The organism is Chryseobacterium sp. A321 (assembly GCF_054489265.1).
In genome coordinates, this window is the sequence record NZ_JBTMWZ010000001.1 from 1089874 (window position 1) to 1111027 (window position 21154).

At 37.6% G+C, this 21154-nt stretch carries 19 protein-coding genes; 12 read left to right on the forward strand and 7 right to left on the reverse strand.

Going from position 1 to position 21154, the window contains the following annotated elements; all coding sequences use genetic code 11:
• Positions 1–6 precede the first annotated feature (6 nt).
• The 7 genes from ACX3PZ_RS05245 to xseB all read left to right on the forward strand — a co-directional run bounded on the left by ACX3PZ_RS05245 (position 7) and on the right by xseB (position 8299).
• The gene (locus tag ACX3PZ_RS05245; RefSeq protein ID WP_459112098.1) at positions 7–1110 is read left to right on the forward strand and encodes a HEAT repeat domain-containing protein; all 1104 of its coding nucleotides are present in this window, start codon (positions 7–9) and stop codon (positions 1108–1110) included.
• Positions 1110–2567 carry a glycosyltransferase family 2 protein gene (locus ACX3PZ_RS05250; RefSeq protein WP_459112099.1) on the forward strand — a complete coding sequence of 486 codons (1458 nt, stop codon included), beginning with the start codon at positions 1110–1112 and terminating at the stop codon, positions 2565–2567. The genes ACX3PZ_RS05245 and ACX3PZ_RS05250 overlap by 1 nt, the downstream gene beginning before the upstream one ends.
• Positions 2554–3375 carry a YaiO family outer membrane beta-barrel protein gene (locus ACX3PZ_RS05255; protein WP_459112100.1) on the forward strand — a complete coding sequence of 274 codons (822 nt, stop codon included), beginning with the start codon at positions 2554–2556 and terminating at the stop codon, positions 3373–3375. Before ACX3PZ_RS05250 ends, ACX3PZ_RS05255 begins: the two co-directional genes overlap by 14 nt.
• A gap of 10 nt (positions 3376–3385) precedes the next feature.
• The gene (locus ACX3PZ_RS05260; RefSeq protein ID WP_459112101.1) at positions 3386–5512 is read left to right on the forward strand and encodes an ATP-binding protein; all 2127 of its coding nucleotides are present in this window, start codon (positions 3386–3388) and stop codon (positions 5510–5512) included.
• Between the two features lie 99 nt (positions 5513–5611).
• Positions 5612–6322 carry an aquaporin Z gene (gene aqpZ / locus ACX3PZ_RS05265; protein ID WP_459112102.1) on the forward strand — a complete coding sequence of 237 codons (711 nt, stop codon included), beginning with the start codon at positions 5612–5614 and terminating at the stop codon, positions 6320–6322.
• A gap of 391 nt (positions 6323–6713) precedes the next feature.
• The gene (xseA, locus tag ACX3PZ_RS05270) at positions 6714–8105 is read left to right on the forward strand and encodes an exodeoxyribonuclease VII large subunit (RefSeq protein ID WP_459112103.1); all 1392 of its coding nucleotides are present in this window, start codon (positions 6714–6716) and stop codon (positions 8103–8105) included.
• Positions 8105–8299, forward strand: a complete 195-nt coding sequence (gene xseB, locus ACX3PZ_RS05275; protein WP_459112104.1) for an exodeoxyribonuclease VII small subunit — start codon at positions 8105–8107, stop codon at positions 8297–8299. The genes xseA and xseB overlap by 1 nt, the downstream gene beginning before the upstream one ends.
• A 210-nt stretch (positions 8300–8509) precedes the next feature.
• On the opposite strand, the gene ACX3PZ_RS05280 is transcribed toward xseB, so the two are convergent.
• Complete coding sequence (locus tag ACX3PZ_RS05280; RefSeq protein ID WP_459112105.1) at positions 8510–9595, reverse strand: alkene reductase; 1086 nt, start codon at positions 9593–9595, stop codon at positions 8510–8512.
• 431 nt (positions 9596–10026) lie between these two features.
• On the opposite strand from ACX3PZ_RS05280, the gene ACX3PZ_RS05285 reads away from it, so the two are divergent.
• The gene (locus tag ACX3PZ_RS05285) at positions 10027–10512 is read left to right on the forward strand and encodes a toxin-antitoxin system YwqK family antitoxin (protein WP_459112106.1); all 486 of its coding nucleotides are present in this window, start codon (positions 10027–10029) and stop codon (positions 10510–10512) included.
• A 173-nt stretch (positions 10513–10685) separates the two neighbouring features.
• Here the strand turns inward: ACX3PZ_RS05285 and ACX3PZ_RS05290 are convergent, their stop codons facing one another.
• Both ACX3PZ_RS05290 and ACX3PZ_RS05295 read right to left on the reverse strand, forming a co-directional pair.
• On the reverse strand, positions 10686–10946 hold the full coding sequence (locus ACX3PZ_RS05290) for a hypothetical protein (protein WP_459112107.1): 261 nt from the start codon (positions 10944–10946) through the stop codon (positions 10686–10688).
• 300 nt (positions 10947–11246) lie between these two features.
• Entirely contained in the window at positions 11247–11555 is a 309-nt protein-coding gene (locus ACX3PZ_RS05295; protein ID WP_459112108.1) for a helix-turn-helix domain-containing protein, read from the reverse strand.
• A 414-nt stretch (positions 11556–11969) separates the two neighbouring features.
• On the opposite strand from ACX3PZ_RS05295, the gene ACX3PZ_RS05300 reads away from it, so the two are divergent.
• Positions 11970–12440, forward strand: a complete 471-nt coding sequence (locus ACX3PZ_RS05300; protein ID WP_459112109.1) for a PH domain-containing protein — start codon at positions 11970–11972, stop codon at positions 12438–12440.
• 136 nt (positions 12441–12576) lie between these two features.
• Here the strand turns inward: ACX3PZ_RS05300 and ACX3PZ_RS05305 are convergent, their stop codons facing one another.
• On the reverse strand, positions 12577–13032 hold the full coding sequence (locus tag ACX3PZ_RS05305; protein ID WP_459112110.1) for a helix-turn-helix domain-containing protein: 456 nt from the start codon (positions 13030–13032) through the stop codon (positions 12577–12579).
• A gap of 796 nt (positions 13033–13828) precedes the next feature.
• Between ACX3PZ_RS05305 and ACX3PZ_RS05310 the strand changes: the two genes are divergently transcribed.
• Genes ACX3PZ_RS05310 through ACX3PZ_RS05320 form a run of 3 tightly spaced genes read left to right on the forward strand, consistent with a single transcriptional unit; the run spans position 13829 to position 19684 of the window.
• Complete coding sequence (locus tag ACX3PZ_RS05310; protein ID WP_459112111.1) at positions 13829–15115, forward strand: TlpA family protein disulfide reductase; 1287 nt, start codon at positions 13829–13831, stop codon at positions 15113–15115.
• A gap of 34 nt (positions 15116–15149) precedes the next feature.
• The gene (locus tag ACX3PZ_RS05315; protein WP_459112112.1) at positions 15150–18326 is read left to right on the forward strand and encodes a SusC/RagA family TonB-linked outer membrane protein; all 3177 of its coding nucleotides are present in this window, start codon (positions 15150–15152) and stop codon (positions 18324–18326) included.
• A gap of 11 nt (positions 18327–18337) precedes the next feature.
• A complete protein-coding gene (locus tag ACX3PZ_RS05320; RefSeq protein WP_459112113.1) occupies positions 18338–19684 on the forward strand; it encodes a RagB/SusD family nutrient uptake outer membrane protein in 1347 nt (448 codons plus the stop codon).
• Positions 19685–19731: 47 nt separating this feature from the next.
• Here the strand turns inward: ACX3PZ_RS05320 and ACX3PZ_RS05325 are convergent, their stop codons facing one another.
• The 3 genes from ACX3PZ_RS05325 to ACX3PZ_RS05335 all read right to left on the reverse strand — a co-directional run bounded on the left by ACX3PZ_RS05325 (position 19732) and on the right by ACX3PZ_RS05335 (position 21143).
• Positions 19732–20049: a hypothetical protein gene (locus ACX3PZ_RS05325; RefSeq protein WP_459112114.1), complete on the reverse strand. Its 318-nt coding sequence runs from the start codon at positions 20047–20049 to the stop codon at positions 19732–19734.
• 217 nt (positions 20050–20266) lie between these two features.
• Entirely contained in the window at positions 20267–20836 is a 570-nt protein-coding gene (locus tag ACX3PZ_RS05330) for a MauE/DoxX family redox-associated membrane protein (RefSeq protein WP_459112115.1), read from the reverse strand.
• A gap of 94 nt (positions 20837–20930) precedes the next feature.
• Positions 20931–21143 carry a hypothetical protein gene (locus ACX3PZ_RS05335; protein ID WP_459112116.1) on the reverse strand — a complete coding sequence of 71 codons (213 nt, stop codon included), beginning with the start codon at positions 21141–21143 and terminating at the stop codon, positions 20931–20933.
• Between the last annotated feature and the right edge of the window lie 11 nt (positions 21144–21154).

The following is a 21154-nucleotide window of genomic DNA, read 5'->3' on the forward strand; positions in this document are numbered from 1 at the left end:
TTTGTTTTGAGTCCTTACAATTCCTTTCCCTTATTTATTCGAATAACCCTAGTGGTTATCGTCCTTCTTATTATTGCAATGGGCATTGCCTACATTTATATTTTAGCGGTGCGTGTCAAAAGCAGTACAGAGAAGAAACGCCGCATAAAATACCAAGCGAAATTTAGAGAAGTTCTCATAGAGGAGATTTTCACAAAAGAAAATTTAAACATAAATAATCTGGGCGTGGTGGTTCATAGGCTAGCGACAATCCATGGAGGTCGTAAAAAGAGAAAGCGTATTTTAATTGAGGACCTAAAGCACTTTCGCACTCAATTTACCGGAATAACCAGTGAGGCACTTCAAAAGTTGTATTTGGAGCTTAACCTTCATTCCGAAGCTCTGGAAGGGCTTCATTCTTTCAGTTCCCACGAGGTCATTTTATCCATCAAAGAACTGATGCAAATGGATATTAAAGAGCCAAGCCTTCCCACTACTAAATTTCTGAATCATAAGAATCATTACGTGCGGCAAATCACTAGGCTCTATGTGATTGAATTGGAGGAGAATGGCATCGAAAAAGTCTTTAACCATCTTACTACTCCGATCAGTGGAATTGAGCATCTTGAACTTTTTGAGTCGGTTACAGGTTTAGGCATTGCGAAGATGCCGGATTTTAGCCGATGGATTGATTCGACTCGACCCGTAGGTCTGGTCTCACTTTGTTTGAAATTAAGCGTGTATTTTCAACAGTTTGCAAGCGCTCCAGCCATTGAGAAATTGCTGGAAACAGATAACCAAGTTTTGAGAAATGAAGTCATAAATGCTCTAGGCAAACTACTTCAATCTAAATCTGAAATAAGTTTAGTGAAGCGGTACGATTTAGAAGATGAACAGGGTAAGAGTGAAATTATCAAGGCCATAGGTCGGATTTCAAGTGGAAGTCAACTTAATTTTTTGAAATATATTTTTGACAACGAGCCCAATTTGTTCTTAAAAAAGCATGCTGCAAAATCCGTGGTCAATCATCAAGCAATCGGAAGTGCTTTCTTAACGACTATGTACAAAAAAGCATCTCTTCAAAATCAACAAGTTTTAAATCATGTTCTTAACAGCAATATCAAATACTAATGGAAGTAGCGGTAATTAAAACTCTTGGAGTGATCTATGAACATGCAATCTTTTTTTATTGCGTTGTCCTGTTTGCAATATATCTTCTACTCACCCTATTGTCACGGTTGGCTATTCAAAAGAATCGTTTTTTCACACGATATAGAGGTGAATCTACCATTTTATCTTCCCCGATTGCGCCCGGTATTTCAGTAATTGCGCCCGCCTTTAATGAGGCCGTCAATATTATTGGAAACGTACGTTCACTCCTTACCCTGGATTACCCACTTTTTGAGGTGATTATTGTAAATGATGGAAGTACAGATGGGACCCTAGAGGTTCTCATGAAGGAATTTAGTTTAGTGAAGGTGGATTTCGCCTACAATCCTGTATTGGAAACACAGCCTGTGAGAGGCATATATCGATCGTCCCAGAAAGGGTATTCCAAATTGACCGTGGTTGATAAAGTAAATGGGAAATGCAAAGCGGATGCTGCCAATGCAGGACTTAATGTTGCACACCACCCTTATTTTTTAAATACAGACGTTGACTGCGTTCTAGACAACAAAACGCTCGTAAAATTAATCCGACCTATTTTAGAGGAAATTAGGCCCGTGATTGCCGTGGGCGCAGGATTGAGAATCGCAAACTCATGTGAGATTGATGGCGGAATGATGACGATGGTGAAAGCACCCAAAGCGCTGCTCCCCCGTTTCCAAGAGCTTGAATATATTCGTTCTTTTATTATGGGCAAGCTAGGATGGTCTTATATCAATGCCGTACCCAATGTTTCTGGAGGACTCGGCTTATTTAGGAAGGACATTGCTCTTCGTGCGGGAGGATATGATTCCAAGTCGTTTGCAGAAGACATGGATATTATGGTTCGAATGGTGAAGAATTGCATAGAGGAAAATGAGCAGTATGCGGTGCGCTATATTCCAGAAACTTTATGTTGGACAGAAGCTCCCGAAAGTTTGAAAGTTTTTGTTCGCCAAAGAGTTCGATGGTCAAGAGGGCTGTGGCAGATTTTTGCAACTCATTTCAAAGTACTATTTAATCCTCAGTACAAACGATTAGGGGTCATTGTATTCCCCTATAATTTCATCTTTGAACTGTTAGCCCCTATTATTGAAGTGCTTGGTATTCTTTTCTATATCTGTATTATTATCCTAGCGCTTGTGAACTGGCAGACCGCTATCATCTTACTCATCTTTGTCTATGTTTACATGGTAGTAATCACCTTGCTTTCGGTCTTATGGGACCAATTCGTATTTAAACAATACAAAAGCTGGAAAGTCGTCGTTAACTTAAGCTTCATGGCCTTTATTGAGCCACTAATATACCATCCCATTGTACTTTACAGTAGTCTGAAAGGTTATTTGTATCAATTGATAGGGAAAAAGCACAGTTGGGGAAACATGCAGCGAAAAGGATTTACAAACACAATAGCCCTTCCAATATCAGATGAAAAAATTTAACAAAACCTACTTTTTGCGAACTTCCATTCGAATTGGGATCTTCCTAATTGTGGGAGCACTTAATGCCCAAAAAGATTCTATTTCGGTCCAAGATTCCGTACGGAATGAAATTGGCGTTACTCGATTGCAAAGTTTTTATGACTCGGGAGCAAACTCGAGTTCTGTAACCTCCCTCGAATATATTCGGAAATTTGAGGATAAAAGTACGGTAATCGGCCGAGTAAAATATGCCGATCGAAATGCCGTAAACGGGCTTCAAGTGGAAGCAGAAACCTATCTAATGCATTCTCCCAAGTATTACTCCTTTGCTTCGGTAAGTGTTGGTGCGAAAGGAGCTTTTCCGGAGTTTAAAGCCGGGTATTCCTTAAACCGAAATTTTAAAAAGGGTTGGGAAGGAGAACTGGGCTATCGATACTTAAGTGCACAGGGATATAATGTCCATTCTGCGGTTTTAGGAGTTGGGAAATATGTAGGAAATTATTGGTTAAATTTGAAAGGTTACCTCATTAAGGACAGTGAGAATTATCATCACTCTTACCGGTTTACCTCCCGTTATTATTTGAATGATGAATTAGATTATTTAACTTTGATTCTTGCCACAGGCACTTCGCCTGACGATCGAAGCCGAAATTTTGATTATTCTAATTTTGGAAGTTTCCTTTCGAAATCCATAGCAGTGGGATATAAGAAGAAATTTAAAGGCAATTTAAGTGCTTCTCTTACAGGAGCATGGAACAATCAGAAGATCAGTGCGACAAATTACTTAAATCAGTTTGATTTGTATATTTCACTGAGCAAAGGTTTTTAGAAATAAACATATGAAATCAAAACCCTTAAATAGTTCGTTTTACAATATTTTAGCCATCGTAGTACTTGTCTTAGCGTTGAGTGCTATTTCCATAATTTCTTTTGTCACCAATCGAAATTCTGATAAGTTAGCAACAGTGGTAACGAATTTATCGAAAAATAAAGTAGAAATTGATAGGATTGATAAAGCCATTCAGCTGCTTTACAAGGCGGAAAACAATTCGAGACTCTATGTGGTGACGCGTGATACAAAGCTGTATTCAGATTATTTAGAGCAGCTTAATCGAGTTTCCACCCTTATTGATTCCCTGCAAAAGGACGAGCACAACCACGAAGGAATAGACGGACTCGTGCAGGATAAGAAAAAAAAGACGGAACTGTATATAAAGGCTAGGCTGCTTGCGGATTCCTTACTTAAGGATCGAAAGATCGTGGAGCAGAAAACGGTTGCTCCACCCATCCAAAAGGCTCCTCCGGTTAAAGTTGAGATCGTGGAAAGTGTGCCCGCTTCAAAAACGGTGGTGGAGGAGTATGTCGTAGAGAAAAAGAGAAACAAACGCCTTTTTGGAAGAATTAAAGAAGCAATTTCAAATAAGCCTCTGGAAAAAGAAGTAAAAAAGGTAACCACTACAAGCAGCGTGAACAAAGAACCGGCAGTTAGTAGTCGCGAGCCAAAGGAAGTGACCACTCCAGTCGTAGCACCCGCAAGTCAATCGTCTCCAATTCGTTATCCGAATTTCGCGAGATTAACGAATCAGGAAAAATCACTACTGATGGCCAACAATGAACTTTTTGAAGGTCTTCAGAATTTACTTGAAGCCCTTAAAGTGGATCAAATCAGAATGCAAGAAATGCGGCAATTGGAGTTAGGTACCAATGCGGCAAACCTAATGAAAGATCTAAAGAGCAATAATCAATACAATCTTGTTCTTAGTCTGCTTTTGACGGGTATTATTCTTGCCATCTTGGTTTTGCTTTACAACAATATGAAAAGGCTGCAAGCGGCTAAATACGAAGCCGAGGTTTTTGCGCAGCAAAAAAGTGATTTTGTGACGACGGTTTCTCATGAAATGAGAACGCCCCTGCATTCCATTCATGCCTTCACGGATGAGCTTTCGAAACGAAATGTCAAGCAAGGAGAAGATTCTGAAATCATTGACGCAATCAAATTATCTTCCAATATGCTGATTTCAGTTGTGAACAATATACTTGACTTCACGAAAATGGAGCAGGGGAAATTTAAATTGAACCAAGTACCCTTCGTTCCTAGCCAAGTCATAAAAGAAGTGATTTTGGGTCTTGCCATTCAAGCCAAGAGAAAGAACCTTACCATCACAAGTAAGGTGGATAGTTCCACCGAATTGAAAATTTATGGTGATGCATTTCAATTCCGACAAGTTTTGATCAATACAATCAACAATGCAATTAAATATACGGAAGAGGGAACCATTACTGTTTTAGCTAATTTTAAAAAGACGGATACCGTTTCTGGAATCTTTGAGCTTTCCGTAATGGATACAGGTATTGGGATTTCTGAGCAGCAATTGCCTTTTATATTTGATGCATATACGACACAAAACGTGAAATCAGAAATTACAGAAGGGCGTACGGGACTGGGGTTAAATATTATTAAGCGAATTGTGGATTACCATAAGGGTGAAATAAAAGTAACCAGTAAGCTAGGCGAAGGTAGCTGCTTTGTTATTAATTTGCCGTATGATATTTATCTCGACGAAAAGGCCATTGCCACCACCAATCAAGGGGAAACCCTCAGTAGTATCCTACTTGTTGAGAACGACCCTCTCAATTTGAAAATATTGAATTTGCTTCTCGTGAATGAAAATTTTAAAGTCACAAATTCCACAGACGGTGCGAAGGCTTTGGAACTCTATAAAAGCAAAAGATTTGATTTGGTGATTACCGATATTTCTTTGCCAGGTTTGACAGGGTTTGAATTTGCCCAACAAATTAGAAAGTTGCCTGAAGCTGAAAAAGCGGAAGTTCCTATTGTAGCGATTTCAGGGTTTGAAAAGCCTCAAGATGGCAGTGATTCAGATTTTAGTTGCTGGCTCACAAAACCCTACGATACAGAGCAGCTCATGTCAATTGTTAAAAAATATCAAAAGAATCAGGGATAGGATGTAGATATTTGAATACATTTGTACAATACTTATTCGGATCGTTTTAGAACTTTCTTTCGAATTTTAACGGAATGTATTAATTGTAAATTTAATAATATGAAAAAGTATTTTGCAGAATTTTTTGGAACCTTTTGGTTGGTTTTTGGTGGATGTGGAAGTGCCGTTTTTGCGGCAGGAGTTCCCGACATAGGAATTGGACTTTTAGGAGTTGCACTCGCTTTTGGTTTGACTGTTTTGACAATGGTTTATGCCGTAGGGCATATTTCTGGAGGGCATTTCAATCCAGCGGTTTCTTTTGGCTTGCTTGCAGGCGGTAGATTTGAAGCGAAACAGTTATTGCCCTATATTGTTTCCCAAGTATTGGGCGCAATTGCAGCCGCAAGTGTTTTGTATTTTATTTTAAGTGGTGCGGATGCGTTTACGGCTGTTGGACCTGGAGCGTTTGCTAGTAATTTTTATGAAATGCCAGGGTATGCGGGGAGGAGTTTCAGTTTAGCCGCGGCCTTTACTGCAGAATTTGTATTAACTTGTTTTTTCGTGATGGTTATTATGGGAGCAACGGATAAGTATGCCAATGGAAAATTTGCAGGTATTGCCATAGGACTAGCGTTAACCTTGATTCATTTGATCTCCATACCCATTACCAACACCTCTGTAAATCCAGCTCGTTCCACCTCTCAGGCGCTCTTTGTACAAGGTGAGGCGTTGGGACAACTGTGGTTGTTCTGGGTGGCTCCCATTGCAGGAGCTGTGGTAGGAGGTTTGATTTATAAATTTCTCCTTCAAAAGGAAAATGAGTTAGGGTAGGTGTAGCTTCGAATTAAAGTAGGTAAACTTAAGCTTAAGAATCTCGCTACTAAGAATTCAGTGCTACATGAAAATCTTTTTAATCAGTGCATAATAGATAAAAAAATCCACCTACATAGGTGGATTTTGCTTTTCAAGTAGGGTGTTGAGTATTGCTGAGGTTTATCTTTCCAGGCGCTTTTTATAAACTGTGAAGGATTTCATGATTGAATTGAAGTGGTATAGTATTTCCTAGCCAGGGTTATTCCCCGTATTGTTTTACGCTTAAGCATACCAGTGCATTTTGATTTAATAGTAGTTTTGTGAGTGCTCAAACAAATTTGAAATAGAACTATGCATTAATTTTCCTAATTTAGTCTTCCTCTATGAAATAGTAAATTAGAGTCTCGATATGTCCGTTTCAATTAACAACCGAAAAGTCTTTACGCTGTCCGAAGTGACAAGCAGCATTCAGAAAACGATTCAAAATCGGTATTCTTCTGAGTTTTGGGTTGTAGCGGAGATAAACAAACTCAATTACTATTCACATTCTGGACACTGCTTTCCAGAACTTGTGGAAAAAGAAGGTTCTAAAATCAAAGCTGAGCTAAGAGGAATTATATGGAATCGAGATTTTGAGTTCATAAGCAGTAAGTTTCTAACCGTACTTAAAACACCCATTCGGGACGGGATAAAAGTTCTTCTTCTTGCCAAAGTGACTTTTCATCCGATTTCAGGAGTGCAGCTTAGTATTTTGGATATTGATCCGACCTATACCCTAGGAGATTTAGAACGAGAGAAGAATGAAAGTATTGAGAAATTAAAAGCGGAAGGGCTATTTGCGACAAACAAAGAAAGGTCCCTATCGCTAGTGCCGCAAAGGATTGCGGTGATATCCGCAGAGTCGAGCAAAGGATACAGTGATTTCGTTCAGATCCTAGACACTAACGAGTGGGGATACAAGTTTTTCCATATGCTCTTTCCCGCCGTATTGCAAGGAGAAAAATCAGTCACTTCTATACTTTTACAGTTGAAGAATTTAAACAAAGTGCTGCATCATTTCGATGCGGTCGCTATCATTAGAGGGGGAGGAGGCGAAGTCGGACTTTCTTCATTTAACAATTATGAACTTTCAAAAGCGATCGCAAAGTTCCCACTGCCTGTAATAACAGGCATAGGGCATTCCACCAACCTGACGGTGGCTGAAATGGTTTCGTATTATAACGCTATTACACCTACGAAAACCGCAGAATTTTTAATTCAAAAATTTCATGAATTCTCTGTGCCGGTTTCTGAAGCTCAGAAAGGGATGGTTCGCTATGCGGCACAACTTCTCAAAGATTCCAAGGAAAATGTATACAATGCAGGCTATATTTTGAAGATCAAAACGGTAGGTGCGGTCCAGCAGGAAAACGAACACCTTAATTCGATTTCATCTCAGCTTTCACAGTATATCCGTTACCAATTCAAAGAGGGCAAAGAGCGTGTGAATCAAAATGAAGAGAAAATCTTTCGTTCGGCTACTTCTTTATTGTCTGAATTTAAAGTTAGGTTGGATCAGATGCATCTCGACCTTAGAAATGCAAATATTCGCTTAATAGAGAATAAACGAAATGACTTATCCACTCAAGAAAAAATTTTAAAGATTGTCGATCCTGAGAATACCCTGCGCCGTGGATTTAGTATAACTCGCTATGGGGGTAAAGCTTTAACAGATCCTTCTGCAATTGAAATAGGAGAACAGATGGAGACGATTCTATACAAAGGAACGATAACCAGTACCGTAATCAAAAAACAAGACTAATGGAGCAGACTATCAATTATACAGATGCTTATAACGAACTTCAGAAGATTGTTTCTGAAATTGAACAAGGGAATATCACAGTAGATCAACTTACTAAAAAGGTAAAGAGAGCGACTGAGCTTATTAAAATTTGCAAAAACAAATTATCGACCACCGAAGAGGACGTTAAGAAGATTCTCGCAGAATTAGAATAGAAATCGTGCGCCGCCTCTAAATCCTATTTCATCTGAAATTTCACCCATAAATCTGCGGGAATATCTAATAGCCCACGTTCTACGTGATGATGGTGTTGTAATCTTACAATCAAGTATCCGCCCTAACAAGTACTTTGGATAGATTCCAAATTATGTACTTCCTAGGGCGGATACTGTATGATATATTTGAACTAAAAGTTCTGATCAATTCTATTTCAAACTAAGCTCCTCTTCTAAGGTAGGGTAATCCGTATAGCCTTTGGCACCTGGTGAGTAAAGCGTGTCAAAGTCTGTAAGAGGGGTGAGTTCTGCACCTTTTTCAATTCTGCTAGTAAAGTCAGGATTTGAAATAAAGGATCGTCCAAAAGCGACTACGTCAGCAAACCCTTCACTTAATGCCTTTTCGCCTGTTTCAGGCGTAAGACCATTGCAAAGAATTACAGTGTTGGAGAAATGAGTTCTTATAATTGAATACAATTCCTTTGGAATGTTCCCGTTGGCACTAAGGTGCATATAAGCTAAGTTTAAGGATTCCATTTCCTGGGTTAGAAGCGTATAGGTTTCGATTACTTCGTTTTGTGGATAAGGAGCTAGATCACTGCTTTGAGAAAAGGGTGAAATCCGAATTCCTACTTTGTCAGCACCAATTGCATCTGCAATCCCTTTTGTGACTTCAACGACAAACCGAATTCGGTTCTGGGCGGATCTTCCATATTCATCCGTTCTTACATTCACATTAGGATTTAGAAACTGTTCAGGCAGATATCCATTCGCTGCATGAATTTCAATTCCATCAAAACCAGCTTCTATTGCATTCTTAGCAGACTGTACGAAATCAGCAACTGTATTTTTCACTTGCTCAGTAGAAAGTGCAATCGGAGTACTGTGCTCTTGCATCCCTGACATTGTGAAGATTTGACCTGCTGCTTTAATGGCGGAGGGTCCTACTACGACACTTCCTTCTGGTAAATTCGATTCGTGGGCAATTCTGCCGGAATGCATTAGTTGAACAAAAATCTTACTGCCGTCTTGATGTACAGCTTCAGTCGTTTTTTTCCATCCGTCGATTTGGTCTTTTGTAAAGATGCCAGGAATGCTAGTATAGCCTAGACCTTCTGGAGAAGGAGAAGTTCCTTCCGTAATGATTAGACCAGCGCCTGCACGCTGCTTATAGTATGTCGCCATTAGCTCATTTGGAATGTTTCCTGTAGCTCGGCTACGGGTCATAGGAGCCATAACGATGTGATTCTTTAGCTGAAAGTCACCTTTTGTAAAAGGAGATAGTAATTTATTCATTAATTATGTGATTTGTTGTCTTTTATGATCTTGCTGTATCCGTACGAATATTCATGTGCTTTTATAGTAGTACGTCATACTCTTTCAATCAAGTATTTGAGTGTTGTACTCTAAATATTTGAATAATCAAAAATACGCATATAAAGGAGGGCGAATGTAATTTTTGGAGTGGCTTATTGAATTACTTAAATAGGAAATCTCAATAAGTAGGGAGGAGAGCTTTACAGAGCTTTCGTGCAATAAAAATGACCACTGTGGTAGGGTTTAAGACAAGTAAAACTCAATCAAAGGAATTTAATTGTTTATATTGTTGAATTATGTACATTAGCTTCTCACTAAATTGCAGTACCGACTTGCTTGGCATACGGTCAGCGGTATTTATTGTTCCTGATACTTTTTCAAACAAATAGAACTTAAAAAGAAAGATTTATATGAAATCACGATTGCTAATTTTTGCTTTTACAATTTTAGTTTCCTCAAATCTATTTTCGCAAAACATTAATTTGGATGAGTATGAAATTTATATAGGAGACACGTTAATTGCGAAATCAGAGTTTCTTGAAAATGGACAATTCTTACCAGCGGCTAAGGCAGAAAGACTTGAATTCAAACCCATAAAAGATGGCCACAAATCAGTTTATTACTTAAACGGAAAGATTCATTCTAAAGGTGAAATAAAGAATTTGACGGGAAATGGAATCTGGACGTACTGGCATTCCAATGGTGAAAAAGCACGTGAGGGAGAATTTGTAAATGGTAAACCAAACGGTACACACGAATATTGGTATGAAACCGGACAGATAAGGGCTATTGGGAATTGGAAAAATGGGATTTATGATGGATTATGGGAAATCTATAGCAAAGATGGAAAGGGAAAGGAAATCCAAAATTATAAGGAGGGAAAACGAATTGAATAGTAACCCCTAGCTAGGCGTGTTTGGAGTAAGAGAGTAGATTCCAGATGCATCCTAACGTTCATAATTCAAGATTTTAAATTACGAGCTTGGTGTTTACATCATTAGTGTGATCCAACGCTATTTTAGCAGAGTTTCACCAACCAAGATAAGTTGAAGAGTAAACTTCTTATTTTCTAGTCTTCATCTTCGTCGTCTCTACGCAAAGTATGCTTTATAAGTTCAATTGGTGAAACTCCTAAAGTAGACGCAATGTTTTTGATAACCCTAATTTTGTCGTTAGCATCTCTTCTTGCCCGTAGGCCAAGTTCTTCTTTTGTCATCTTGCTTTCTTCGTCGGCCCATTTACGAAAACGATCTCCTGTGGCTTGTAGATCTTTGAAATGGTCATCCAAATTATAGTAGCAATTGTGTTTTGGTTCTTCTTCTTCTTCCATGGTATTTTTAATTTAAGTTTTTATTGGAAATTCTGACAATTTCCTATGTAAATATACTTAATTATACAAAAACTTTAGAGGTTGTGAGTGATTATATTTTGATTGAGCAAGAAGCTACAGCTTTGAAAACAAAGCTTTTGCTTATGTGGAGCGAAGTTAAGAGTGGTTAGAAGACTTTTGTGAATTAGCCTAGCAAATGTCAACTATAGTTGATGATGAAAGATGTTAGAGTCAATTGCTCCAATAACATCTAATCAAGAATATTTCTGACAGGAATCTTGAATCCCTATTCGACTGTGCTTAGTCTGGTAGGTTTGTGCCGTATTTTTCCTCGAACTCCTTTAGAAGGTCTCCAAGAGAAATATTTTCTTGCCGGCAAATTTTATAAAGGGTGCTTAATGGGATATCATACCCATTTGTAGATTTAATCTTTGTCATTGTGGAAGAAGAAAGACCGCACAATTTTGCGTATTCATTTTGAGAAATTGTTTTTCCGTTGTCGTCCTTTAAGTCCACGAGAAATTTTGAGGCAATAAATTGGCAAATATACTTCTGAAGGTAGGCTTCTGAGGTATTCGTGTTGTTGAGGTTATTAGTAGTACGGGCCATATATAGACAACTGAATCAAAATAAGATAAAAACTGAAAATTTTCTGTTTGTGATAACAAATGATTCAGATGGTTTTCGTATCTTTGTAAAAGATGCCACACAGGTGGGTTTTGCGACTATTCAGGTAGTAAATGAAGGCTACATTCTAATTAGGTTCTACTAATTGTTGCTGTTCTAATGCTAAGGTTCGCACGGACATAACTTATAGGTGAATAAGCCTACGGATCTCTATTTCTGGTTAGAGATACTTCAATAAAACTTTTACGACGTTGTACTTATGGGGGGAGGCTATTGCATTAAGTGATGTTGGGTTCATTTGATTGTGATATTTGCGGAACCCCGGTACAGCGTAATTAGAAAGTACCGTTCTATAAAGTGTTTTCTGTCATTCTTTAATTGTTTTAAAATTTCATTATGAAAATTGCATCTAATATTCGCGTTAATTCTAGCGCCCCATTAATTCTATACAAGGCGCATTTGCATTGGACATGCTTCCTACCTGCAAGCATTTTAATGGTTATAGGGTCGGTTAGCATTCCATTTGTACTGATCGATATCTACCGTATGGCAATTCATGGAATTACATCAATAATTGCCTGGGGTTTGTTTTACCTCTTTGTGAAAGGATTTAATCTCTTTGTTGAAACCTATTTTACGACCATTACGGTTACGAAAGATTATCTGACCGTTTCTAAGGGATTTCTGTATCGCAGAGAAACAGATCTTCCCATCAGAAAGATTCAAGGCAGTCATTTAACGATTCCTTTAGTAGGACAGTGTCTTAACTACGGCAGATTGTATGTCGCCACTGTTGGTTTTTGGTGTGCTTTACGTGTCGCATATCCAAGGAAACTCCGAAATGTTCTAGTAAGTATTTCAAACTAAGTAGAAAATACATAATAGACGGCTTCGCTCTTTGAAGTTGCACTTTCCAATTCATTAATTCTAAGTATTATACAACTACTCAATTGTTAGACCTGGCTATTTTAGTTAGGTCTAATTTTTTCGTCATGGATATATATTACTTGCTTCCAGTAATGTAAATGTTCTTCCGACCATCTTTGTGATGGATTTGTACTATATTATCCTTTAAGAGATTTCTCATTACACCTGCAATATCTGCTGAAGTAACTTCAGAAGAGTTAATTTGCTTCATCCTAACAAGTTCCGCTTTTATTTCTGATACAGTTTTGCCTGCTTTTAAAAATCCACCTTGAATTATAAGGGTTCTAATTTTACCAGTTAGATGAATTCTTCTGCTGTTCTCTTTTGGCAAACGTACTTTTGGAACTAGTTCTATATCAAACTCTTTAAAGTTCCCAAAATCATACCCCACAGCCTTTGCGTATTCAACGTAATAATCAATATTTGTAGTGTCTCCTTTTTCAATTGAATGGATTGTGTTAATAGTAGCCGTGGTCATTATTGCAAGGTCTTCTAACGTCAAATTAGATTTTAATCTTTCCGCCCTCAACATGGTTCCTAGTTTCTCTCGGTATTCGCGCGACACTAAGCGACTACTTCTGGTACTTTTCATATAAAATATGAGTTAATTTTAATTTAAGTAGATAATAATTTGCATTAAATATTATCTTTTATTATCTTTGTTATTAGATTATAAAATAATTATATGTGACTTTAAATTACAGAGTCTAATTATGAATAATAGTTGAAACTAGATAACGGCCCTTTTTCCTATTAAGACTGCTGTTATACTTCTATCGGACGAGCGATTTATTTCGCTTTTCCGATAATTGCCAACATTGCCCACTTTTGAAAGTGGGGTAGAAACATAATTGCCTATTTAGGCTACTGAATCTACAATTCACCCTTCAAAAAGCAAACCCAGCCCATCAATTTGAGGTTGACGGAACTTACTTTCTGCTAATCTAACTCGCACGTTAAAAGTAGGATGTTTTTTTGAAATACCCAAATCGATCGAAGATTGATTTGCGGGTAGTGTTGGTTTTTTTTCGTATAATGCCATCAGGAGTTCAAACTCCCTGATATCAAGCGTCAAATGGCTTTCGATGCCATCTTGCAACCCATCTTTACATTCATATCTTCATTATATTTTTTTGGGAAGGATTTTCCTTCGCAATGGAGAAGCTATATGCCGACGAGAGGGGAAATCTAACTCCCAAAAAAAGACTTCAGTCAATTGCAAAAAACATACGTTTAAAAATTAAAATGCCCTTTCCCTTGAGTAGAAGCAATACGGGAAAGAGCGTGGTCTTAATAATTGTTTAACCAAAAAAACCAAGAACAAAACTATGAAAAGAAAGTTTTGCAGGGACATTATCGCCCTAGTATTTTTAGTGCTTCTTAGTCTGCAGATTCCTGCACAGCACAAGGCTCTCAAAGTGGGAGATGTACTTCCTGAAGATTTCTGGACTAGAAGCCATCAGATTGTGAATAGTCCTGAGAAATCAATTAATCTATCCGAACATCGAGATAAATTAATTTTGCTTGATTTCTGGAACACGTGGTGCAGTGCATGCCTAATCGCTTTTCCTCATATGGAAAGACTGCAAGAGAAGTTTGGAAATCAGATTTTTATTCAGGCTGTAACCGGGCAGGATCGTCAGCTTCTTGACAAATTCTTTGCTTCAAAAAATGGACAGAGATTTAAGGGTATTAAGTCGGTTACAGAAGATAAGTACTTCAATCAAGTTTTCCCTCATATAGGTGAACCCTTCATTGTGTGGATTATGGATAATAAGGTTATAAATACAACAGACAGTAGACAAGTAACTGCGGATAATATTGCTGAAGTATTGAAAGGGAAGTCAGAAAGTCTTCAGACCATTATACCGATGGATCGAAGTAGACCTTTTATGCTGGATGAGAGTTTCGATAGGCAGCGAAACGTCTCGATGCTCAATTACTCTATATTTTTAAAGGGGCGTGTCCCTGACATTGGGGGTGGTTGGGCTTATCGATATTCTGAGAACAAAGAAATAATTGGTCGACAGTATACGAATTTACCACTAAGTAGTATTATTTCTTCTCTAGTACATCCCATATTCGAATCGTTAAAGGCGAATGGAAGATTTAGCAGCAAAAGAATAGTTCTTAATATAAAAGATAGTACTGAGTATTTTGGGCAAAAGAACCTTGACGGAACCTACAACGGTGATGATTTGTATAGCTACGAGTATATTGCCCCAAAAAGTAAAGTAGATTCGATCGTCTTTGAAATGCTGGAAGGTCTAACTCAACATTCACCGTTTAATGCAAAAATTGAGATCCTACCAACTGATTGTCTAGTTTTAAAGAGAACTACTAAGAAAAATAAGATTACAACGAAAGGAGGAGAATTAATTTCTAGTTCTACACATTTACGTAATGCTCCCCTCTGGCACATGGTTAATTTGATTAACGGGGAACCTTCAATTAGACTTCCAATTATTGATGAAACTAACATTACGGGGAACGTCGATTTACGTGTCTCTAAGATAAGTTCTGTGGAGCAATTGAATCGTGAATTATTGCCCTATGGACTTACTTTAAATCAAGAGCGTCGTCCACTACATATGCTCAATATTTCTGTTAAATAAGATTTAAATCACTTAACCAAATACTAATTAAACTATGAAATATATTTTACTATTTCTGTTGGCTGGTTGTTGGCTGACTTTAAATGCACAGATTTCAATTTCAGGAACTGTGATCGATGGACGGACAGGTGAAGCAGTTGCAGAGGCAGCTGTTAGCGCAGATACTAATGAACAAGTCCATACCGATAAATTTGGAAAATTCAAAATTTCCGTGAACGACACCAAGGGCAGTTTGCTATTTTCGAAAAATGGCTATGAAAATCAAACGACAAGTTTCAATGTTCAAACGAGAGAATACTTAAAAGTCATTTTACACGAAAAAATGCAGGATATTGAAGAGGTGACCCTTTCCACAGGATACCAAAATATACCAAAAGAACGTGCTACTGGATCTTTTTCAACTATAAGTAATGAAATGCTTAGTAAACAAGTTACACTGAATATAGTGGATCGGCTTCCAGCAGTTGCAAATGGTGTTTTTGTTTCGCAGGGAACTTCAAATGGTGAAAGTCAGTTAATGGTACGAGGTTTAAGTACGATTGAAGGTCCAAAAGCACCATTGGTAGTCTTAGATAATTTCCCTTATGAAGGGGATATAGGTTTAATCAATCCAAATTTGGTTAAAGAAATTACCATTCTAAAAGATGCGGCCGCAGCTAGTATATGGGGTGCTAGGGCTGCAAACGGAGTAATTGTAATCACTACAAAGAAAGGTGACTTTAGAAAAGCATTCTCAGCTGACTTCAATACTTCCCTCTCTGTTAGTCAAAAGCCTGCACTTAATTATATTTCCAGTATGAATAGTTCTGATTTTATAGAGGTTGAAAAAGAGCTATTCAGTAGAGGATTTTACGACAATGATATTAACTCGTATAATCATGTTGTATTGTCGCCCGCAGTCGCACTCATGGATAAATATAGGAGTGGATTAATTAGCAATGCGCAGTTTGATCGTGAGATTAATAAATTAAAATCGATCGATTCTCGAGATCAATTTTCAAAATACATTTACAGGCCATCTGAAAACAGGCAATATTCCTTGAATTTAAATGCAGGAAGTCAGAACCTTGCATGGTCTGCTATGCTTGGTTATGATAATAATATTGGAAACTTAGGTGAAAAGTATAGGAGATTGAATTTGGGATTTGAAAATAGTTGGAAGCCAATAAAGGGCCTTACAATTACAACAGGGATTTGGTTGAACAAAGTAAATTCAGAAAGCGGGAAAGATGGAATATCGTCAATTAATATAAAGGGTAGAGGAGTTCCATATATGGAATTAGCAGATAATAGCGGCAGGGCTGTAAGTTTACCAAAGGATTACAATGATGATTATAAATTAGGACTTGGTGAAGGTAAACTGCTTGATTGGAATTATTATCCCTTAACGAATTGGGAGTATGAAAAAACAATGTCTGAATTTTCTGAATTACGTTTGAATTCTGGACTCAAATATAATGTTCTTGATGGACTGGATGCCACTGTTAATTATCAATATCAGAAAAGTAGCGGATTTTCAGAAACCTTATATGATATTCAAAGTTATACCGCTAGAAATTATATTAACCTTTTTTCTACCATTGATGGTACTGGAGCAGTTAAAAATGTAGTACCCAAAGGGGCGATTTTTGCGCAGTCCAATTCAAATACAACAATAACTAATTTAAGAGGACAATTGTCTTATAATCGTAGTTGGAAAAGGCATGCCGTCAATGCGATTTTAGGAGGAGAAGTGCGAAGCGCAGAATCAAGTTACCACAGCACAAGATATTATGGATATAATGCAAATAGTAAAACATTTGTTAATGTGAATTATACAACGCGCTATCCAACTTTAATGGGATCCTATAGCACTTTACAAGATGGTCATTCTATGAATGAAGCACTAACTCGTTTTGTTTCATTCTATAGCAATGCCGCCTACACATTTGATAAAAAGTACACCATATCAGCAAGTGCACGAAGAGATGCAAGTAATTTATTTGGATTAAACATTAATGATCAATGGAATCCCTTCTGGTCTTCCGGTTTTGCGTGGAAAATTTCAAATGAAAACTTCTATAATTTAGATTTTTTACCTGATTTGAAATTAAGAGGTTCTTACGGTTTTAATGGAAATGTTAATCCGGCAATGGTTGCGGTGTCTACCATAAGGTATTTTGGAACGTCCTTATTTACAGGTACGCCCACTGCGCAATTATCAAATTTTTATAATCCTGAACTGCGCTGGGAAAAAGTCCGTATGACTAACCTCGCAATGGATTTTAATGGTTGGAATAATAGGGTTTCCGGTTCTATTGAGTGGTATCAAAAAGTAGCTGAAGGTCTTTTTGGGGATGCGCCAATTGATTACACAACAGGTATAACGAGCCTAACACGTAATGTTGCAGGTATGAAGGGTCAGGGCTGGGATTTCAATATTAATACAAATAATATAAACCGCATATTTTCATGGAGGACCGCATTGAATTTAAGTTTTTATAAAGACGAGATCACCGAATATCATCTTGATAATTTAATGGCTAGAAACTTTGTTTTTTCCTCCGTGCCAATTTCTGGAGTGTCAGGTAAACCTGTCTATTCAATCTTCGCATACAAATGGGCAGGATTAGATCCATTGACGGGCGATCCGCAAGGGCTATTAAATGGGCAGGTTAGCAAAGATTATTTGGAGCTGACAGGTCCCGAGCAAACACTAGATGATCTTGTCTACTTTGGATCTGCAATTCCAACCAAATTTGGTAACATCACAAATACTTTCGAATATAAAGGTTGGGCCTTAGATGTTGGAATTTCCTACAAATTAGGATACTGGTTTAGGAAAGAATCGATTGATTATACTAGGCTATATTCCGAATGGGTAACCAATGCTGATTTTAATAATAGATGGATTAAGCCAGGCGATGAAATTAATACCCATGTGCCATCCGCACAATATGTAACTAACAGTGCAAGAGACGCTTTTTATGCGGGTTCAGAAGTTCTTATAGAAAAGGGTGACCATGTTAGATTACAATATATCAACATGAGTTACAAGTTCAAACCTTTTCATAATAGATTTTCAAATTCTTTAGAGCTCTATGGCAACCTAAACAATATTGGACTACTTTGGAAAGCAACCGATTCTGATCGAGATCCTGATTATAATATGGGCAATTTTACACTTTTACCTCCATTGACTTTCACACTCGGATTGAAAGCTAATTTCTAAAAAAATAAATTATGAGCAAATATTTTAAATTATTTATCATTCTGTGTTTAATGATAAACATCGCAAGTTGTCGAGAATTTTTAGATGAAAAATCAAATTCAAATTTATCTACTATTCAAAATCTTGATGATCTTCAAGCATTAATTGACAATTTTGGTAGTGTAACTAAATTTGCAAGTGGTGTTGAAACCAGTGCAGACGATTTCAATATGACGGAAGCGCAATTTAATGCAATTCAGTACGAAGAAGATAAAAGATTATACTTGTGGATGCCAGATATGGTGGCAAGGCCTTCGTCTTCGGGGAATGAGTGGCAGCATTGTTACCATGCAATCTTAATTGTAAATTCAGTATTGAAAAGTTTGGAGACGGATAAGTTTTCGGGTGAAATGGCCGATAATATTAAAGGGCAGGCACTTGCATTACGCGCTGCCCACTATTTGGATGCTGTTCAAATGTGGTCGCTTGCTTATGACCCAGCGACTGCGACTCAATCCTTGGGAGTGCCTTTGCGATTGGACGCGGATATGAATACGTCATCCAAAAGAGCAAATTTAGAAGAGGTATACACTCAAATAATAAAGGATCTGAAAGAGTCAGTAGGGTACTTACCACAAGATCAGATTTCGCTTGCTAGAGTGTCGAAAACTACAGCGTTAGGATTACTAGCAAGAGCATACTTGTTTATGGGCAATTATGAACAAGCGTTGATTTACTCCAACCAAGCGCTAGCAATCACTAGTTCATTGTTGGATTTTTCAAAGTTGGATGCAAGTTCTACTTATCCAATTAAGGAATTAAATAAGGAAGTTTTGCTACGTGCGTCATTGGATTATAAAGGGTATTTGAAGCCAGCAAGAATTGAGAGAAGCATTTATAATAAATATGTCACAAATGACCTTAGGAAAGATATATATTTTTCCATTAGCTCCGATGGAGATGTGTTTTTTAAAGGGTATTATAATAGTAATAACGGTATCAATGCATCCGTCACGGTTGATGAATTGTACTTAATAAGCGCAGAATCTTATGCAAGGCTGAACAAGACATCAGAAGCGATGAAGGTACTTAATGATTTACTAATCACGAGGTGGAAGCCGGGGACTTTTGTATCCTTTTCAGCTTCAACACCTGAAGAGGCCTTAACGATTATTCTTGAAGAGAGAAGAAAAGAATTGTTGTTAAGAGGACTACGGTGGTCTGACATTAAAAGATATAATAGGGATGGTGCAAACATTACCTTAACAAGGGTTGTAAATGGAAAGACTTATACTTTGCCTCCAAATGACCTCAGGTATGCCATTGCTATCCCCGAAGAAGTTATAGAGTTATCAGGAATCGAGCAGAATCCAAGATGAAAATAAGCTGTCTCGTGCAAAGACGAGACAGCTGTCTTCTTCAGATCTTAGGGCTTCCTTTCATTCGGATGCAAATCTAAAACTTCAGAATTTGTCATGCCTGCAATTTGAGCAGCTAAAGTTGTACCAGCAGGAACAACGATATTGCATGGTCGTTCTCCTTCAATCTCACAACTTGGTGAAGAGGTTACGGCTATCCAATTTCCGGTGTTAGCAAATGCACCAGGCAAGGTGGAGGAACTGTTGTAGGTGTAAATTGTATCTACAGCTTCCTTCTCTGTCATCTGAAATGACATTGTAATTCCTGCTGTTAGCAGGGCGACTACCAACATTGCGTTGGTTCTGAAAAATGAAATAGTTTTCATTGTGATAAAATTTAATGTTTAAAATAAATATTAATAAATTTGGTACTTGACTATTTCTAGTCAATCAATTGCTATGTATGTGGGAGAACAATGGGTTCTCCCCTGTACATTGTAGCCAACTGGAATTCACAGTTGACAGGTTTCAATCATGCTGCAGCATGCAATTAAGAAGTTACGCACCTTCTCAATATCTTTTCTACAGGGTTAGCACTAGATTTCAATCTTGGTCTTGGTCTGTGTCTAAGTGTGAGTCTGAGTCTAATTCTAATTCTGAATCCAAGTCTGAGCCTGAATCTGAATCTGAGTCTGAATCTAATTCTAGTTCATAGTCAGAGTCTAATCTTAAGTATAGGTCTAAATCATCGCTAGTTATAGAGCTCGATATGCTTTTGTAGATACCGTATACTATTATAAGTAGTAGCCCTATGTTAACCCCCAAGTTTGCCTCCCAAGACCACTTCTCATAGAATCCAATACAACTGCAAGGTCGGTTTTCAAAAAATATTAATAGGACTGCATTGTAGAGCGTAAATAAACTCAGAAGAATAAATGTCAACAAAAGTCCGATCTCGTGTGTCCTCGTGAAACTAAGGAGCAGAACCGTTAGAAACAATAGGATTAAAACGGTGTATGCCGTTAGTATTCCAATATCCGCTAGATTTGGGGCATGCAGAATTTGAGCTTTGAAGTTTTCAAAATCGTTGAATTTAGTTATCAGTGTATATGTAAACAAAACCACAAGGAAAACTCTGCAAAGTGTTACTGAAATGGATCTCTTGGTTTTCATGATTAGAATTTTTAACATTAAAATTTATTGTTAAGGTCGGTCAATGGGTATCTGGACAGCACCTAGGCTAGTTGATTTGACCTTCGTTTAATCCTTACCCTTTCTTTCTGAGTTTCCAATAGACGTTTTTTCTCAGATAAGAGGGAGTGAGTTGGTCTTTCGCTAGGACAATTCGAGTCTTAGGTGTACCCATCGTTTCCCAAGTTCCGTCACATGGACACTTCTGTCCAGAATAGGTTAGAATTACAGCGGGATCTTTTTCAAAGAAGAAATCCTTGTAAGAAATCCCATGTTTATGAGTACTCATAGATCTGGGAT

What these genes read in the sequence shown, in the direction of transcription:
- ACX3PZ_RS05310 (WP_459112111.1), top strand. Translation starts at nt 13,829, where the DNA reads ATGAAAAGAAAGTTTTGCAGGGACATTATCGCCCTAGTATTTTTAGTG.
- ACX3PZ_RS05255 (WP_459112100.1), top strand. Translation starts at nt 2,554, where the DNA reads ATGAAAAAATTTAACAAAACCTACTTTTTGCGAACTTCCATTCGAATT.
- ACX3PZ_RS05295 (WP_459112108.1), bottom strand. Translation starts at nt 11,555, where the DNA reads ATGGCCCGTACTACTAATAACCTCAACAACACGAATACCTCAGAAGCC.
- ACX3PZ_RS05260 (WP_459112101.1), top strand. Translation starts at nt 3,386, where the DNA reads ATGAAATCAAAACCCTTAAATAGTTCGTTTTACAATATTTTAGCCATC.
- ACX3PZ_RS05305 (WP_459112110.1), bottom strand. Translation starts at nt 13,032, where the DNA reads ATGTTGAGGGCGGAAAGATTAAAATCTAATTTGACGTTAGAAGACCTT.
- ACX3PZ_RS05325 (WP_459112114.1), bottom strand. Translation starts at nt 20,049, where the DNA reads ATGAAAACTATTTCATTTTTCAGAACCAACGCAATGTTGGTAGTCGCC.
- xseA (WP_459112103.1), top strand. Translation starts at nt 6,714, where the DNA reads ATGTCCGTTTCAATTAACAACCGAAAAGTCTTTACGCTGTCCGAAGTG.
- xseB (WP_459112104.1), top strand. Translation starts at nt 8,105, where the DNA reads ATGGAGCAGACTATCAATTATACAGATGCTTATAACGAACTTCAGAAG.
- ACX3PZ_RS05250 (WP_459112099.1), top strand. Translation starts at nt 1,110, where the DNA reads ATGGAAGTAGCGGTAATTAAAACTCTTGGAGTGATCTATGAACATGCA.
- aqpZ (WP_459112102.1), top strand. Translation starts at nt 5,612, where the DNA reads ATGAAAAAGTATTTTGCAGAATTTTTTGGAACCTTTTGGTTGGTTTTT.
- ACX3PZ_RS05330 (WP_459112115.1), bottom strand. Translation starts at nt 20,836, where the DNA reads ATGAAAACCAAGAGATCCATTTCAGTAACACTTTGCAGAGTTTTCCTT.
- ACX3PZ_RS05320 (WP_459112113.1), top strand. Translation starts at nt 18,338, where the DNA reads ATGAGCAAATATTTTAAATTATTTATCATTCTGTGTTTAATGATAAAC.
- ACX3PZ_RS05285 (WP_459112106.1), top strand. Translation starts at nt 10,027, where the DNA reads ATGAAATCACGATTGCTAATTTTTGCTTTTACAATTTTAGTTTCCTCA.
- ACX3PZ_RS05290 (WP_459112107.1), bottom strand. Translation starts at nt 10,946, where the DNA reads ATGGAAGAAGAAGAAGAACCAAAACACAATTGCTACTATAATTTGGAT.
- ACX3PZ_RS05300 (WP_459112109.1), top strand. Translation starts at nt 11,970, where the DNA reads ATGAAAATTGCATCTAATATTCGCGTTAATTCTAGCGCCCCATTAATT.
- ACX3PZ_RS05280 (WP_459112105.1), bottom strand. Translation starts at nt 9,595, where the DNA reads ATGAATAAATTACTATCTCCTTTTACAAAAGGTGACTTTCAGCTAAAG.
- ACX3PZ_RS05315 (WP_459112112.1), top strand. Translation starts at nt 15,150, where the DNA reads ATGAAATATATTTTACTATTTCTGTTGGCTGGTTGTTGGCTGACTTTA.
- ACX3PZ_RS05335 (WP_459112116.1), bottom strand. Translation starts at nt 21,143, where the DNA reads ATGAGTACTCATAAACATGGGATTTCTTACAAGGATTTCTTCTTTGAA.